Origin of the sequence: Kitasatospora sp. NPDC087861, from assembly GCF_044742585.1 — a bacterium.
In the GTDB taxonomy this organism is placed as follows: domain Bacteria; phylum Actinomycetota; class Actinomycetes; order Streptomycetales; family Streptomycetaceae; genus Kitasatospora.
Map to the genome: position 1 here is coordinate 85,452 of NZ_JBIUUS010000028.1, position 15,700 is coordinate 101,151.

Genomic DNA, 15,700 nt, shown 5'->3' on the forward strand with positions numbered 1-15,700 from the left:
GGGTCGTGACCATCGGGCGCAGGATGACCGCGATCTGAGTACGCGCGTCCATCGGGTGAACTGACAATGGGCCCGGGTCTTTTCGACCCGGGCCCATTGTCTTTGCATCCTGTCGGCCGTTCGCGCGACCGACTGACAAGATGAAACTGCCCTTCGGGGCCGGGACTCCCTAGCCTTACCGGCATGAGCATCCCCACCGCTGACTCAGCCGCCGGCCAGGCCGTCAAGGCCGCCGACCGCGCGCACGTCTTCCACTCGTGGTCCGCCCAGGCGCTGATCGACCCCCTCGCGGTGGCCGGCGCCGAGGGCTCGTACTTCTGGGACTACGACGGCAACCGCTACCTCGACTTCTCCTCCCAGCTGGTCAACACCAACATCGGTCACCAGCACCCGAAGGTGGTCGCGGCGATCCAGGAGCAGGCGGCGAAGCTCTGCACCATCGCCCCCGGGTTCGCCGTCGAGTCGCGCAGCGAGGCCGCCCGGCTGATCGCCGAGCGCACCCCCGGCGACCTCGACAAGATCTTCTTCACCAACGGCGGCGCCGAGGCGGTCGAGAACGCCATCCGGCTGGCCCGGCTGCACACCGGCCGGCAGAAGGTCATGTCGACCTACCGCTCGTACCACGGCGCCACCGCCAACGCGATCGCCCTCACCGGCGACCCGCGCCGCTGGGCCAACGAGACCGGCGTCTCCGGAGTGGTGCACTTCTGGGGCCCGTACGCCTACCGCTCCAACTTCCACGCCGAGAACGAGGCGCAGGAGTGCGAGCGCGCGCTGGAGCACCTGGAGCAGGTGATCGCCTTCGAGGGCCCCGGCACCGTCGCGGCGATCATCCTGGAGACCGTGGTCGGCACCGCCGGCATCCTGATCCCGCCGGCCGGCTACCTGGCCGGGGTGCGGGAGATCTGCGACCGCTACGGCATCGTCTTCATCCTCGACGAGGTGATGGCCGGCTTCGGCCGCACCGGCGAGTGGTTCGCCGCCGACCACTGGGGCATCACCCCGGACCTGCTGACCTTCGCCAAGGGCGTCAACTCGGGCTACGTCCCGCTGGGCGGCGTGGCGATCAACGCCGAGATCGCCGCCACCTTCGCCGAGCGGGCGTTCCCCGGCGGGCTCACCTACTCCGGCCACCCGCTGGCCTGCGCCTCGGCCGTCGCCACCATCAACGCCATGGCGGAGGAGGGCATCGTCGAGAACGCCAAGCACATCGGCGAGACCGTGCTCGGCCCCGGCCTGCGCGCGCTGGCCGAGCGGCACCCCTCGATCGGCGAGGTCCGCGGCCTCGGCGTGTTCTGGGCGCTCGACCTGGTGAAGAACCGCGAGACCCGCGAGCCGCTGGTCCCGTACAACGCCGCCGGCGCCGCCAACGCGCCGATGGCCGAGCTGGCCGCCGCCTGCAAGCAGCGCGGGCTCTGGCCGTTCGTCAACATGAACCGCTTCCACGTCGTCCCGCCGTGCACCGTCACCGCGGAGGAGGCCAAGTCCGGCCTCGCGGTGCTGGACGAGGTGCTGTCGCTCGCCGACGCGCACACCGTCTGACGTACCGATCGGACGGCCCCGGGTGTGTCGCGCACGCCCGGGGCCGTCCCACGCTCCGGAGGCCTCCCATGCTCAGCGCCACCACCCTGACCCGCCCCCGCAACTCCCGCTCGATACGCCGACGTTCGGTGCTCGGCGGGGCCGCGCTGCTCGGCGCCGGCACGCTGACCGGCTGCGGCATCCCGTCCGCCTACGTCGCCGAGGACCGCCGCTCGATCCCGGACCGCTCGGACCGCGAGAAGCGGCTCGCCTTCTCCAACTGGACGCAGTACATCGACACCGATGACGAGGGGCACCGGCCGACCCTGGACGCCTTCACCGAGCGGACCGGCATCGAGGTCACCTACACCGAGGACATCAACGACAACGACGAGTTCTTCGGCAAGATCAGCCCGGTGCTCACCCAGGGCGCCGACCCCGGCCGGGACCTCATGGTGATCAGCGACTGGATGGCCGGCCGGTACGTCTCGCTCGGCTGGGTGCAGGCCATGGACCGGGACAACCTGCCCAACGTCACCGCCAACCTGGACCCGCAGCTCGCCGATCCGGCCTTCGATCCCGGGCGCCGGCGCAGCGTGCCCTGGCAGTCCGGGATCACCGGCATCGCGTACAACCGCAAGGCGCTCGGCCGGGAGCTCAAGTCCACCGCGGACCTGTGGGCGCCCGACCTCAAGGGCCGGGTCACCCTGTTCGCCGGGCTGGACGAGGCGCTCGGGCTGCTGATGCTCTCCCAGGGCGCGAACGTCTCCCGGTTCGGCGACGACGACGCGCACCGGGCGATGGACATCGTGCAGAAGATGGTCGACACCGGCCACATCCGCCGCTTCACCGGCAACGACTACACCAGCGACCTCGCCTCCGGAGCGGCCGTCGCCTGCCAGGCCTACTCCGGCGACGCCGTCCAACTGACCGCCCAGAACCCGGACATCGAGTTCGTGGTGCCGGAGGAGGGCGGCGAACTGTGGGCGGAGAGCCTGCTGATCCCCAACCGGGCCCGGCACAAGCGCAACGCCGAGCTGCTGATCGACCACTACTACCAGCCCGAGGTGGCCGCCGAACTCGCCGCGTTCGTCCAGTACATCTGCCCGGTGCCGGCCGCCCGCGAGGTGCTGGCGGCCAGCGGCGACAAGGACAAGGCCGAACTGGCCGAGAACCCGCTGCTCTTCCCGACCGACGAGATGCGCGCCCGGCTGCACACCATGCGCGACGTCACCTCGGACGAGCGGCCCGCGCTGCACAAGGTCTGGGGGCGCATCACCGGGGTCTGACGGTCAGCGGCGGACGGCGTCCAGGGCGAGCAGCGCCACGTGCAGGGACAGGCAGGACTCCACCTGGTCGAGGTCGACGCCGAGGATCCGCTCGACCTTGTGCAGGCGGTCGTAGAAGGACGGCCGGGACAGGTGTGCGGCGTCGGCCGCCGCCGACTTGTTCCGGCCCTGCTCCAGGTAGATCCGCAGCATCTGCACCAACTGGCCGTTGTGCTCGGCGTCGTGAGCCAGCAGCGGGCCCAACTCCCGCTCCACGTAGGTCTGCAGCCGGGCGTCGTCGCGCAGCAGGTGGAGCAGGCCGCGCAGTCGGACGTCCGGCAGCCGGTAGTACGAGGCGGCCCGCCCGCCCGGTGCGTCGTGCAGGGCCGCGTCGGCGACCTGGGTGGCCTCCAGCAGGGTGCGCCGGGCGTCCCGGACCGAGCCGACCGAGGAGCCGACCGCGACCACCGGCGCCGGTACCGGGGCGTTCTCCCGCCCGGCCTCGGCCGACATCCGGCGCAGCGTGGCCGAGAAGGCGTCCAGCGCGGCGTGCTCGTCCTGCTGGGCGCCGAGCGCGATCAGCACGCCGACGCCCTCGTCGTCCAGCGCGCCGACCAGGGCGGAGAGCCGGCAGGCCCGCACGGCTCCGGCGGCCAGCTCGGTGAAGTCGCGCAGCCGGGCCTGCGCCTCCAGGGCGGCCGGGATCGGGCCGCGCCGCTGCCGCAGCACCACCCCGACCAGTCGGCGGCCCTCCAGCGGGACGCCGAGCGCCTGGGCGCGCAGGGCGACCTCGGAGACGGTCAGCGCGTGGGTGAGGACACCGGACAGCAGGGTGCGGTGGGTCTGCCGCTCCAGGCTCTCCCGGTCGCGCACCACCAGCCGGTTGAGCGCCAGCGCGGAGGCGCCGCGCTCCAGCAGCATGGTGTGCGGGTGCGCCTCGCCGCCGGGCAGCGCGCCCGGCTCCTGCACCAGGACCAGCCGGCCCCAGTCCTGGCCGCGGGCGCCGACCGTCGTCACCAGCCAGCCGCTGCGCGGGTCGTGGCCGGTGCGGCCGGGCGGGCGGACCCCGCGCGAGCGGCGCTCCCAGTCCTCCAGCAGCTCGGCCTCCGGGCGTCCGGCGGTGTCGTGGGCGAGCACCTGGTGGGCCAGGTTCTCCAGGACGACCGGCGCGCCCGCCATCCGGGCCACCTGGCGGATCACCTCGGGCGGCTCGGCGCCCTCCACCACCAGCTCGTTGAACACCTGGTGGACGGACTCGGAGATGCGCAGCTGCTCCAGCTGGGCGTTGACCACGAGCGCGTGCACGGCCTCGGTGACGGCGACGAAGCGCAGCTCGCGGCGGAGCGTGATCAGCGGCAGGCCGCGCTGCTCGGCGGCGTGCACCAGGGCGCGGGGCAGCGAGTCGAAGTAGCGCCGGCCGTACTCGACGACCAGGCCGGCGACCCCCACCTCGTCCAGCTCGCGGACGTAGCGGGCCAGGCCTTCGCGGTCGTCGGGCAGCGCGATGCCGGTGGTGAGCACCAGTTCGCCGCCCTGGAGCACCCCGGCGACGTCGGGCAGCTCGCTCACGTGGACCCAGCGGACCGGCCGCTCCAGGTGGTCGGCGCCGGCGACGACCTGGGGCAGGCCGCGCCGCATCACCTCCAGGTCGAGCACGCGGGCGACGGTGGGGAGCATCGCGGGGGCCTCCGGGGTCTCGGGGGGACCAGAGTGTCAGGTAAATCATCCATCCCGGCGACGACCTGTCGCCCTCGGTGAACCCTTGCACCTTGTAAGGCCCTTTACGCCGAGGTTGTCGCAGTGACCCTTGTCACGCCGGGGCGGCAACGGGCATGGTCAGCGGGTCGGCTGTGGCGAAAAACAGACCTCACGCCGGAATCCGTCGCGTTGACCGGAATGCAACAGCGGAATCCCTTGTCCGGAATCCGCCGGACTGCCAGGATCGCGCAACCCCGGTGATCAGCCGGTCGGATTCCCCCACCGCGGGAACCGTTGAATCCGTCGTGGGCAGTCGATCCACCGGCACTTGGAGGAACCAGATGGACCTGACCGACTTCGGCGCGGGCGCGCAGTACATCGCGGGCCGCCGGACCCGGGGGAGCGGCGAGCCTTTCCAGATCGTCAACCCCGCGAACGGCAGCGTGGTCGAGCAGGTCGCCCTGGCCACCACCGAGGACGTCGACGCGGCCGTCGCCGCCGCGAAGGCCGCCCTGCCCGGCTGGTCCGGCGCCACCCCCGGCGCCCGGTCCGAGGCGCTGACCAGGCTGGCCGCCGTCCTGACCGACGCGGGCGCCGACCTCGCCCGGGTGGAGACCGCGCAGACCGGCAAGCCGGTCAAGCTGGCCACCGAGTTCGACGTCCCCGGCACCATCGACAACGCCGCGTTCTTCGCGGGCGCCGCCCGCAACCTGGAGGGCAAGGCGGCCGGCGAGTACTCCGGCGACCACACCTCCTACGTGCGGCGCGAGGCGATCGGCGTGGTCGGCTCGATCTCGCCGTGGAACTACCCGCTGCAGATGGCCGCCTGGAAGATCCTGCCGGCGATCGCGGCGGGCAACACCATCGTGCTCAAGCCGTCCGAGCTCACCCCGCTCACCTCGCTGATGTTCGCGGCGGCCTGCACGGCGGCGGGCATTCCGGACGGCGTGGTCAACGTCGTGACCGGCGCCGGACGCACCACCGGTGAGCGCCTGGTCTCGCACCCGGACGTCGCGATGGTCTCCTTCACCGGCTCCACCCCGGTCGGCCGGAGGGTCGCCGAACTCGCCACCGCGAGCGTCAAGCGCACCCACCTGGAGCTCGGCGGCAAGGCCCCGTTCGTGGTCTTCGACGACGCCGACCTCGACGCCGCCGTGCACGGCGCGGTCGCCGCCTCGCTGATCAACGGCGGCCAGGACTGCACCGCCGCCACCCGCGCCTACGTCCAGCGCCCGCTGTACGACGCGTTCGTGGCCGGCGTGGCCGAGCTGTACGCCGCGATCAGGGTCGGCGACCCGCTCGACCCGCACACCGACCTCGGCCCGCTGGTCTCGTACACCCACCGGGACCGGGTGGCCGGCTTCGTCGAGCGCGCCCGCTCGTACGCCACCGTCGTCACCGGCGGCCGCGCGCCGGAGAAGGGCCACGACGGCACCGACCTCACCCGCGGCGCGTACTACCTGCCCACCCTGATCACCGGCGCCGCCCAGGACAGCGAGGTGGTCCAGGGCGAGATCTTCGGCCCGGTGCTGGTGGTGCTGCCCTTCGACACCGACGACGAGGGCCTGCGACTGGCCAACGACACCCCCTACGGCCTGGCCGCCTCCGCCTGGACGGGCAACGTGCACCGCTCGCTGCGCGCCACCCGGGAGATCGCGGCCGGGTGCGTCTGGGTCAACGACCACATCCCGATCATCAGCGAGATGCCGCACGGCGGCTACAAGGCGTCCGGCTACGGCAAGGACATGTCCCAGTACTCGCTGGACGAGTACACGCAGGTCAAGCACGTCATGTTCGACACCACCGCGGTCGCCCGCAAGGACTGGCACCGCACCGTCTTCGGAGACAGATAACACCGGCCAGGGGCGCCGCCCCCGGGTGCCCCGCTTCGACCTCTTACCCCCAGGAGGCCCGTTCCATGGCGTTCAACGAGTTCACCGACGGTCTGCCCGAACCGGTCCGCAAGGCCTGGGAACGCAGTCTGACCAGCGGCCGGGCCGCGATCGGCCGCCGCACCCTGCTGCGGGCCGCCGCGCTGACCGCCGGTGCGGGCACCCTGGCCGCCTGCGGCATCCCGGCGGCCAAGACCGCAGGCGGCGACTCGACCGCCAACGCCGCCAAGGACCTCTCGGAGACCGAGAAGGAGGTCAACTTCTCCAACTGGCCGCTGTACGTGGACACCGACGAGAAGGACAAGCAGAAGCACGGCACCCTGGACGCCTTCACCACGGCCACCGGCATCAAGGTCCGGTACAACGAGGACGTCAACGACAACGTCGAGTTCTTCGGCAAGATCAAGCCGCAGCTGGCGTCCGGCCAGGACACCGGCCGCGACCTGATGGTGCTCACCGACTGGATGGCCGCCCGGCTGATCCGGCTCGGCTGGGCGCAGAAACTCAACCCGGCGAACGTCACCACCGCGATCACCAACGTCGACTCGCGCTTCCGCGCCCCCGACTGGGATCCGGGCCGGCTCTACTCCTACCCCTGGGCCGGCATCCAGGTCGTCATCGCCTACAACAAGAAGGCGACCAAGGGGAAGGAGGTCACCAGCGTCTCCCAACTGCTGGACGACCCCGACCTCAAGGGCCGGGTCACCTTCCTCTCCGAGATGCGCGACAGCATCGGGATCACCCTGCTGGACCTGGGCAAGGACCCGGCGAAGTTCACCGCCGACGACTACGACGCCGCCGTCGCCCGGCTGCAGAAGGGCGTCGACAGCAAGCAGATCCGCCGCTTCACCGGCAACGACTACGGCCAGGAGCTGTCCTCCGGCGACATCGCGGCCTGCGTCGCCTGGGGTGGAGACCTGATCCAACTGCGCGCCGACAACCCGGACATCGAGTTCGTCATCCCGGAGAAGGGCTACGTCTCCTCGACGGACAACATGCTGATCCCGGCCCGGGCCCAGCACAAGGCGAACGCGGAGAAGCTGATCGACTTCTACTATCAGCCGAAGATCGCGGCGCAGCTGGTCGCGGGCATCGGCTTCGTCTCCGCCGTCACCGGGATGAAGGAGGAACTCGCCACCCTCGCCCCGGACAGCGCGGCCAACCCGCTGGTCGTACCCACCCCCGAGATGGCGGCCAAGGCGCACGTGTTCCGCACCCTCACCGAGACCGAGGAGAGCGACTTCGAGCAGAAGTTCTCCAAGCTCATCGGCGCCTGACCCCCACTCCGGCAGAGAAGACCAGGAAGACACCCCATGACAGACCAGCAGCGCGACGCGGCCGCCGGCGGCGACGTCCGGCTCACCGGCATCGGCAAGACCTACGGCGCCTTCACCGCCGTCCACCCGCTCGACCTCACCGTCCCCCAGGGTTCCTTCTTCGCCCTTCTCGGCGCCTCCGGCTGCGGCAAGACCACCACCCTGCGCATGATCGCCGGCCTGGAGGAGCCCACCAGCGGCACCGTCCTGATCGGCGGCCAGGACGTCACCGCCCTGCCCCCGTACAAGCGGCCGGTGAACACCGTCTTCCAGAGCTACGCGCTCTTCCCGCACCTCGACATCTTCGAGAACGTCGCCTTCGGCCTGCGCCGCCGCGGGAAGAAGGACGTCAAGAAGCAGGTCGACGAGATGCTGGAACTGGTCGAACTCGGCCAGTACGCCCGGCGCAAGCCGCACCAGCTCTCCGGCGGCCAGCAGCAGCGCGTCGCCGTCGCCCGCGCCCTGATCAACCACCCGCAGGTGCTGCTCCTCGACGAGCCGCTCGGCGCGCTCGACCTCAAGCTGCGCCGCCAGATGCAGCTGGAGCTCAAGCGGATCCAGACCGAGGTCGGCATCACCTTCGTGCACGTCACCCACGACCAGGAGGAGGCCATGACCATGGCCGACACCATCGCGGTGATGAACGGCGGCCGGGTCGAGCAACTGGGCGCGCCCGCGGACCTGTACGAGAACCCCGGCACCACCTTCGTGGCCAACTTCCTCGGCCAGTCCAACCTGCTGCCCGCCGAGGTCACCGGCACCGACGGCGGCGACCTGCTGCTCACCGCGGCCGGCGCCCGCCTCGCCGTGCCGAAGGCGCGCTGCGCCACCGACGCCAAGCAGGTCCACCTCGGCGTGCGCCCGGAGAAGATCACCATCGCGCACGCCTCCGCCGAGGTCGCCGACGGCCGCAACCGGTTGGCCGGCACCGTCCTCGACTCCAGCTTCATCGGCGTCTCGACCCAGTACGTCGTGCGCACCGACGGCGGCCAGGAGGTCACCGTCTTCGAGCAGAACATGGAGCGCGACGCCCGGATCGTCCCCGGCGCCGCCGTGCTGCTGCACTGGAACCCGGCGCACTCCTTCGCCCTGGACGCCGCGCAGGCGATCGACGCGGGCACCGCGGAGGAGGCCGCATGACCACCACCACCCCGGCCGCGCCGCCGCAGGTCATCCCCCTGCCGGAGCCGGCGTCCAAGGTGAAGCGCAAGCTCACCCCGTACTGGCTGCTGCTGCCCGGCATCGCCTGGCTCGTCGTCTTCTTCGCCGTCCCGATGGTCTACCAGGCGTCCACCTCGCTGCAGACCGGCTCGCTCGAAGCGGGCTTCAAGGTCACCTGGCACCTCTCGACCTACTGGGACGCCCTGGTCGAGTACAAGTGGCACTTCGTCCGCTCGTTCTCCTACGCGGGCATCGCCACCGTGCTCTGCCTGGCCGTCGGCTACCCGCTCGCGTACACGATCGCCTTCAAGGCGAGCAAGCGCTGGCGCAACGTCATCCTGATCCTGGTCATCGCGCCGTTCTTCACCAGCTTCCTGATCCGCACGCTGGCCTGGAAGACCATCCTGTCCGACGGCGGGCCGGTGGTCGGCGTGCTCAACACCCTGCACGTCCTGGACGTCACCAACGCGCTCGGCCTCACCTCCGGTGACCGGGTGCTCGCCACGCCGCTCGCCGTGGTCTGCGGTCTGACCTACAACTTCCTGCCGTTCATGATCCTGCCGCTGTACACCTCGCTGGAGCGGATCGACCCGCGTCTGCACGAGGCCGCCGGCGACCTGTACGCCCGGCCGTTCACCACCTTCCGCAAGGTCACCTTCCCGATCTCGCTGCCCGGTGTGGTCGCCGGCACCCTGCTCACCTTCATCCCGGCCTCCGGCGACTACATCAACGCCCAGCTGCTGGGCTCGCCGAGCGAGCAGATGGTCGGCAACGGCATCCAGAAGCAGTTCCTGAACGTGCTCGACTACCCCACGGCGGCTGCGCTGAGCTTCATCCTGATGGCCCTGATCCTGGGCATGGTGACGGTCTACATGCGCAAGGCCGGGACGGAGGAACTGGTCTGATGTCCCGGATTATCAAGTGGATACGCACCCACCTGGTGGTGCTGGCCGGCCTGCTGGCCCTCGCCTACCTGGTGCTGCCCAACCTGGTCGTGCTCGCCTTCTCGTTCAACAAGCCGGTCGGCAAGTTCAACTACGAGTGGAACGAGTTCTCCACCGACGCCTGGACCAATCCCTGCGGCGTGGCCGACATGTGCCAGTCGCTCTCGCTCAGCCTGCAGATCGCGGTGCTCGCCACCATCGGCGCCACCGTGCTCGGCACCATGGTCGCCTTCGCCCTGGCCCGTTACCGCTTCCGCGGCCGCTCGGCCACCACCGCGATGATCTTCCTGCCGATGGCCATGCCCGAAGTGGTCATGGCCGCCTCGCTGGGCACGCTGTTCCTCAACATGCGCATCCCGTTCGGCTTCACCACCATCCTCATCGCGCACATCATGTTCTGCCTCAGCTTCGTGGTGACGGCGGTCAAGGCGCGCGTGATGAGCATGGACCCGAGGCTCGAACAGGCCGCCCAGGACCTCTACGCGACCCCCGTCCAGACCTTCCTGCGGGTCACCCTGCCGCTGGCCGCCCCCGGCATCGCCGCCGGCGCGCTGCTCAGCTTCGCGCTCTCCTTCGACGACTTCATCATCACCCAGTTCAACTCGGGCCCGACCACGGTCACCTTCCCGATGTTCGTCTGGGGCGCCTCGCAGCGCGGCATCCCGGTGCAGGTGAACGTCATCGGCACCGCGATGTTCATCGCCGCCGTCGCGCTGACCGTCGCCGGACAGTGGCTGGGCAACCGCCGGAAGGCCACCGCCTGACGTACGGTCGCGCGCCGTACCGTTGGGTCATGGTGGCCGAACAAACCATCGCCTAAGTACAGAAAGTGGCTGATAATGCATGGACTCCGCCCGCGCACTCAGTGACGCCAGGCCCACCCCCTTCTGGCTGGAGGATCCCGGTCGGCCGGCGGCCCTGCCCGCCCTGGTCGGCGACACCACCTGCGACCTGCTGGTCGTCGGCGGCGGCTACTCCGGCCTCTGGACCGCCCTCATCGCCAAGGAACGCGACCCCTCACTGGACGTCGTGCTGGTCGAGGGCAACGAGGTCGGGTGGGCCGCGTCCGGGCGCAACGGCGGATTCTGCGCGGCCAGCCTCACCCACGGCTTCGGCAACGGCCTGCAGCGCTGGCCCGCCGAACTCGCCCAGCTGGAACGCCTCGGTGCCGCCAACCTGGACGGCATCGAGGCCACCCTCAAGCGGTACGGCATCGACGCCGAGTGGGAGCGCACCGGGGAGATCGACGTCGCCACCCAGCCGCACCAGGTGGAGGAACTCCACGAGATCGCCGAGGCCGTCGCCCGGTACGGCTTCGACATCACCGTCCTGGACGCCGACGCGCTGCGCGCCGAGGTGAACTCGCCGACCTTCCTCGGCGGCCTCTGGGACAAGGAGGGCGTGGCGATGGTCCACCCCGCCAAGCTCGCCTGGGGCCTCCGGGACGCCTGCCTGGGCCAGGGCGTCCGGATCTTCGAACACACCCGGGCCACCGACCTGCGGGAGTACGGCAGCGGCATGGCCGTCCGCACCCCGTACGGGCGGGTCTTCGCCCGCCGCGTCGCGCTCGGCACCAACGTGTTCCCGTCGCTGGTCAAGCGGGTCCGCCCGTACATCGCGCCGGTGTACGACTACGCGCTGATGACCGAGCCGCTCAGCGACGAGCAGCTCGCCGCGATCGGCTGGCGCGGCCGGCAGGGGCTCGGCGACAGCGCCAACAAGTTCCACTACTTCCGGCTCTCCGCCGACAACCGGATCCTCTGGGGAGGTTACGACGCGGTCTACCACTACGGCGGCCACGTCCGGCACGAGTACGACCAGCGGCCGGAGACCTTCCGCACCCTGGCGAACCACTTCTTCCGCTGCTTCCCGCAGCTGGAGGGCCTGCGCTTCACCCACGCCTGGGGCGGTGCCATCGACACCTGCAGCCGGTTCTCGGCGTTCTTCGACACCGCCTACCGGGGCAAGGTCGCGTACGCGGCCGGGTACACCGGGCTCGGCGTCGGCGCGACGCGCTTCGGCGCCGAGGTGATGCTCGACCTGCTCTCCGGCGAGCGCACCGAGCGCACCTCGCTGGACATGGTGCGCAGCAAGCCGCTGCCGTTCCCGCCCGAGCCGGTGCGCTGGGCCGGGATCGAGATCACCACCCGGTCGCTGGAGCGCGCGGACCGCAACGGCGGCCACCGCAACCTCTGGCTGCGCACGCTCGACCGGCTGGGGCTCGGCTTCGACAGCTGACCGGGCAGCGATCCGCCCGGTTCCCGGGCCGTCCGGGTGCCCCGGGCATCCCGGGTGAGCCCGTGCGAGCGCATCCCGCGCATCCCGTGTAAGAGAGACCCGCCGTCCACCTCTTTCTTGGTGACGGCGGGTCTCGGTTTCCCCGCCGCGTCCTGACCGGGACGATCCGACCAGTACGAGCGGCAAGAAGCGGGGACAGACATGGAGATCACCGGACTGCACTGGCTCGCCCAGGTGGCACCGGACCCGGAGGCCTTCCGGGAACAGTGGGAGCGCACCGGGCTGGGCCTGATGCTGCTACCGGCAGGCCGCCGCTGGGACGTCCTCTCCGTCCCCGGACGGCTCGGGCGCCCGGCCCTGGAGGTTCTGGACAACGGCTCCCGCGGTCCCGTCCTCACCGACTTCGGGGACGAGCACGTCACCTTCCTGGTGCCCGTGGGCACCGCCGCCCGCTGGATCGGCACGGGCGTGCGCGCTGCCGGGGAGGGCACCTGGATCGTGGTCCCGCACCCCGAGCGAAGCAGCCGCGGGGTGCGCTGGCTGGTCCCACCCGACGGGTCCGGACGGCTCAACGACCCGGTGCTGCTGGAGCTCGCCCTGCACGAGGCCGCGGCCGGGCTCAGCGGCTGGTGAGACCGGACCCGGGCCGTCGGTGGTCTGGGCCGTCGGTGGTCCGGGGTGCGCGGTGGCCGTCGGGCGTCGGTGGCGCTGGGCTGCCGGTGGCGCGCGGGACGGGTGGTCGGGTCAGACTGGAGGCGTGACCACCGCCCCGGACGCCGTCGACGCGCCCCTTCGACCGGGCCCGGCCCAGCAGCGCCTCGCCGCACTGGCCGCCCCCGTCTGCGGCCGGTACGGGCTCGCCGTGGCCGGCGGGCACGCGTTGCGCGCCCACGGTGTCGCGGCCTGCCCGCAGGACGGACTCACCCTGGTGACCGGCGGTGCCGACCTGCCGGAGGTGGCCGCCGCGCTGGCCGGGGCCTACCGTGCGGCCGGCGGCGGGGTCGCCGAGCGCCCGGGCGCGCCGCGCCTGGAACAGCTCACCGTCCGGCTCGCGCTCGGCGGGCGGTCGCACTCGGTGGAGCTGCGGAAGGAACCGCTGGCCCACCGGCCGGTCCGGTTCGACCTCGGCGCGCCCCCGTTCGGTGAGCCGCCGGTGGTCCTGCCTGTCGTCGCCCTGGAGGACGCCGCCGCGCTGACCACCGCGCTGCTGGTGGACCGGGGCATGCCGCGCGACCTGATCGACGTGCACGCCCTCACCGACTGCTACCGGGAGGGTGAACTCCTCGCACTGGCAACCGAGTTGGATGCCGACTTCCAGCCCGCGGCGCTCGCCGACCGACTGGAGACGCTGGCCGAGGCGGCGGACGGCCGGTTCCGCGCCCGGGGCGTCGCGGCGGAGGCGGTGGACGGGCTGAAGCGGTGGGCGCTCGTCTGGGCACAGGACCTGCGGCTGGACCTGCTGGAGACGCAGGAGGCCGCCGACGGTCTGCACGACCCGTACCTGGAGGACGAGGAGTCGCGGGACCCGTACCCGGAGGGCGAGACGTCCTGAGCCCCGGCGGGCGATCCGGATTCACGCTTTCGGCATTCACGCGTTCGGAATTCACGCGTTCGGCATTCACCTCTTCGGCCGAGCAACCGGACGACCTGTAAGGCTGAATCCGGGATCACCGTCAGCCTGTTCATTGAGGCCGGGCACGGTGGCCACCAGACTGGGAGACGAGCGCGGTAGCCCCGTGAATCCCGTCGCCCGGCCCACAAGCGGGCGGCGCCAGACAGGACCGGCGGCAGCATGCCGCCCGGGACTTCGGAGGCAGACGGACCTTGAGCAAGCACACCATTCACTGGATCGGCGGCAAGCCGGTCGCCACCGCCGGCGCGGCGCCCCGCCGCGGTGACATCTTCGACCCGGCCACCGGCCAGGTCGCCGGCCACGTCGACTTCGCCGAGATCGCCGAGGTCGACCAGGCCGTGGCCGCCGCCGCCTCGGCCTTCGCCGAGTGGCGCACCGCCTCGGTCGCCAAGCGCACCACGGTGCTCTTCGCCTTCCGCGAGCTGCTGAACGCCCGCCGCGACGAGCTGGCCGCGATCATCGTGTCCGAGCACGGCAAGGTCCACTCCGACGCGCTCGGCGAGATCGCCCGCGGTCTGGAGGTCGTCGAGTACGCCTGCGGCATCCCGCAGCTCGTCAAGGGCGGCTTCACCGAGCAGGCGTCCACCGGCATCGACGTCTACTCGATCCGCCAGCCGCTCGGCCCGGTCGCGATCATCTCGCCGTTCAACTTCCCGGCCATGGTGCCGATGTGGTTCTTCCCGATCGCCATCGCGGCCGGCAACACGGTCGTCCTGAAGCCCTCGGAGAAGGACCCGTCCGCCGCCAACTTCCTCGCCGAGCTGTGGAAGGAGGCCGGCCTGCCGGACGGCGTCTTCAACGTCGTGCACGGCGACAAGGCGGCGGTGGACCGCCTGCTGGAGCACCCGGACATCAAGTCCGTCAGCTTCGTCGGCTCCACCCCGATCGCCCGCTACGTCTACGAGACCGGCACCCGCTACGGCAAGCGCGTGCAGGCCCTGGGCGGCGCCAAGAACCACATGCTGGTGCTGCCCGACGCCGACCTCGACCTCGCCGCCGACGCCGCCGTCAACGCCGGCTTCGGTGCGGCCGGTGAGCGCTGCATGGCCGTGTCCGTCCTGGTCGCCGTCGACCCGATCGGCGACGAGCTGGTCGACAAGATCAAGCAGCGCATCGCCACCCTGAAGGTCGGCCCCGGCTGCAACGGCGACTCCGAGATGGGCCCGCTGGTCACCGGCCAGCACCGCGACAAGGTCACCTCCTACGTCGAGTCCGGTGTCGCCGACGGCGCCGAGCTCGCGGTGGACGGTCGCAAGCACCCGGTCACCGCCGAAGACAAGAACGGCGCCCCGACCTCGGACGGCTTCTGGCTCGGCCCCACCCTGTTCGACCACGTGAAGCCCGGCATGTCCGTGTACAACGACGAGATCTTCGGCCCGATCCTCTCCGTGGTGCGCGTCGCCTCCTACGACGAGGGCCTGGCGCTGATCAACGCGAACCCGTACGGCAACGGCACTGCCCTCTTCACCAACGACGGCGGTGCGGCCCGGCGCTTCCAGTTCGAGGTGGAGGTCGGCATGGTTGGCATCAACGTGCCGATCCCGGTCCCGGTCGCCTACTACTCCTTCGGCGGCTGGAAGTCCTCCCTGTTCGGCGACGCCCACGCGTACGGTCCGGACGGCGTGCAGTTCTTCACCCGCGGCAAGGCCGTGACCCAGCGCTGGCTGGACCCGTCGCACGGCGGCATCAACCTCGGCTTCCCCACCAACAGCTGAGCCCCGCTCCGCGGCCAGGCCGGCCGGACCCCTCTCCCCGGGGTCCGGCCGGCCCTTTGCGCTTTGCCCGCCGTTTGCATCCGCTCGCGATAGCGCGTAGAGTTCTTCGAGCTGCCTGGCAGGGAGCACCGGACACGCGATTGCGCGGACGGTCCCGAGGTAGCCAATCCTTCGAAACACCACTTCCCGGTTCGGGCTGGGTCGCGTCTTGTCGCGTCCCGGTTCTTATTCGGCGTGCTCGTTTTATTGGGTTGCGGTCGGATTCGCTTTTCGGAGCGGGGATCGGCTAGAGTTTGAAACGTCGGACGGGGCGT

The 15,700-nt window shown here is 71.2% G+C and carries 12 protein-coding genes; 11 read left to right on the forward strand and 1 reads right to left on the reverse strand.

Annotated features, from left to right (window positions below; all coding sequences use genetic code 11):
* Window positions 1-183 precede the first annotated feature (183 nt).
* Together ACIOJE_RS31185 and ACIOJE_RS31190 are read left to right on the forward strand one after the other, a co-directional pair.
* Window positions 184-1,542: an aspartate aminotransferase family protein gene (locus ACIOJE_RS31185; protein WP_280685347.1), complete on the forward strand. Its 1,359-nt coding sequence runs from the start codon at window positions 184-186 to the stop codon at window positions 1,540-1,542.
* Window positions 1,543-1,610: 68 nt separating this feature from the next.
* Window positions 1,611-2,810 (forward strand): spermidine/putrescine ABC transporter substrate-binding protein, encoded by a 1,200-nt coding sequence (locus ACIOJE_RS31190; protein ID WP_280685348.1) that lies wholly within the window; start codon window positions 1,611-1,613, stop codon window positions 2,808-2,810.
* Between the two features lie 3 nt (window positions 2,811-2,813).
* Here the strand turns inward: ACIOJE_RS31190 and ACIOJE_RS31195 are convergent, their stop codons facing one another.
* Window positions 2,814-4,466 (reverse strand): PucR family transcriptional regulator, encoded by a 1,653-nt coding sequence (locus ACIOJE_RS31195; protein WP_280685349.1) that lies wholly within the window; start codon window positions 4,464-4,466, stop codon window positions 2,814-2,816.
* Between the two features lie 362 nt (window positions 4,467-4,828).
* Between ACIOJE_RS31195 and ACIOJE_RS31200 the strand changes: the two genes are divergently transcribed.
* The 9 genes from ACIOJE_RS31200 to ACIOJE_RS31240 all read left to right on the forward strand — a co-directional run bounded on the left by ACIOJE_RS31200 (window position 4,829) and on the right by ACIOJE_RS31240 (window position 15,386).
* A complete protein-coding gene (locus ACIOJE_RS31200; protein WP_400780778.1) occupies window positions 4,829-6,340 on the forward strand; it encodes a gamma-aminobutyraldehyde dehydrogenase in 1,512 nt (503 codons plus the stop codon).
* A 65-nt stretch (window positions 6,341-6,405) separates the two neighbouring features.
* Complete coding sequence (locus tag ACIOJE_RS31205; protein WP_280685351.1) at window positions 6,406-7,656, forward strand: spermidine/putrescine ABC transporter substrate-binding protein; 1,251 nt, start codon at window positions 6,406-6,408, stop codon at window positions 7,654-7,656.
* Window positions 7,657-7,692: 36 nt separating this feature from the next.
* Complete coding sequence (locus ACIOJE_RS31210; RefSeq protein WP_400780782.1) at window positions 7,693-8,835, forward strand: ABC transporter ATP-binding protein; 1,143 nt, start codon at window positions 7,693-7,695, stop codon at window positions 8,833-8,835.
* The gene (locus tag ACIOJE_RS31215) at window positions 8,832-9,761 is read left to right on the forward strand and encodes an ABC transporter permease (RefSeq protein WP_280685353.1); all 930 of its coding nucleotides are present in this window, start codon (window positions 8,832-8,834) and stop codon (window positions 9,759-9,761) included. The genes ACIOJE_RS31210 and ACIOJE_RS31215 overlap by 4 nt, the downstream gene beginning before the upstream one ends.
* Window positions 9,761-10,564: an ABC transporter permease gene (locus ACIOJE_RS31220; protein WP_280685354.1), complete on the forward strand. Its 804-nt coding sequence runs from the start codon at window positions 9,761-9,763 to the stop codon at window positions 10,562-10,564. The genes ACIOJE_RS31215 and ACIOJE_RS31220 overlap by 1 nt, the downstream gene beginning before the upstream one ends.
* 79 nt (window positions 10,565-10,643) lie before the next feature.
* A complete protein-coding gene (locus ACIOJE_RS31225) occupies window positions 10,644-12,038 on the forward strand; it encodes an FAD-dependent oxidoreductase (protein WP_280685355.1) in 1,395 nt (464 codons plus the stop codon).
* Between the two features lie 201 nt (window positions 12,039-12,239).
* Window positions 12,240-12,671, forward strand: a complete 432-nt coding sequence (locus ACIOJE_RS31230) for a bifunctional DNA primase/polymerase (RefSeq protein WP_280685356.1) — start codon at window positions 12,240-12,242, stop codon at window positions 12,669-12,671.
* A gap of 124 nt (window positions 12,672-12,795) precedes the next feature.
* Window positions 12,796-13,590 carry a hypothetical protein gene (locus tag ACIOJE_RS31235; protein ID WP_400780786.1) on the forward strand — a complete coding sequence of 265 codons (795 nt, stop codon included), beginning with the start codon at window positions 12,796-12,798 and terminating at the stop codon, window positions 13,588-13,590.
* A 272-nt stretch (window positions 13,591-13,862) separates the two neighbouring features.
* Window positions 13,863-15,386, forward strand: coding sequence for a CoA-acylating methylmalonate-semialdehyde dehydrogenase (locus ACIOJE_RS31240; RefSeq protein WP_280685358.1), 1,524 nt, complete (start codon window positions 13,863-13,865; stop codon window positions 15,384-15,386).
* Window positions 15,387-15,700 lie beyond the last annotated feature (314 nt).

Bases quoted from the DNA above. Each gene is read 5' to 3' on its own strand.
- ACIOJE_RS31190 (WP_280685348.1), top strand. From the start codon at position 1,611: ATGCTCAGCGCCACCACCCTGACCCGCCCCCGCAACTCCCGCTCGATA.
- ACIOJE_RS31205 (WP_280685351.1), top strand. From the start codon at position 6,406: ATGGCGTTCAACGAGTTCACCGACGGTCTGCCCGAACCGGTCCGCAAG.
- ACIOJE_RS31195 (WP_280685349.1), bottom strand. From the start codon at position 4,466: ATGCTCCCCACCGTCGCCCGCGTGCTCGACCTGGAGGTGATGCGGCGC.
- ACIOJE_RS31220 (WP_280685354.1), top strand. From the start codon at position 9,761: ATGTCCCGGATTATCAAGTGGATACGCACCCACCTGGTGGTGCTGGCC.
- ACIOJE_RS31225 (WP_280685355.1), top strand. From the start codon at position 10,644: ATGGACTCCGCCCGCGCACTCAGTGACGCCAGGCCCACCCCCTTCTGG.
- ACIOJE_RS31185 (WP_280685347.1), top strand. From the start codon at position 184: ATGAGCATCCCCACCGCTGACTCAGCCGCCGGCCAGGCCGTCAAGGCC.
- ACIOJE_RS31200 (WP_400780778.1), top strand. From the start codon at position 4,829: ATGGACCTGACCGACTTCGGCGCGGGCGCGCAGTACATCGCGGGCCGC.
- ACIOJE_RS31210 (WP_400780782.1), top strand. From the start codon at position 7,693: ATGACAGACCAGCAGCGCGACGCGGCCGCCGGCGGCGACGTCCGGCTC.
- ACIOJE_RS31215 (WP_280685353.1), top strand. From the start codon at position 8,832: ATGACCACCACCACCCCGGCCGCGCCGCCGCAGGTCATCCCCCTGCCG.
- ACIOJE_RS31230 (WP_280685356.1), top strand. From the start codon at position 12,240: ATGGAGATCACCGGACTGCACTGGCTCGCCCAGGTGGCACCGGACCCG.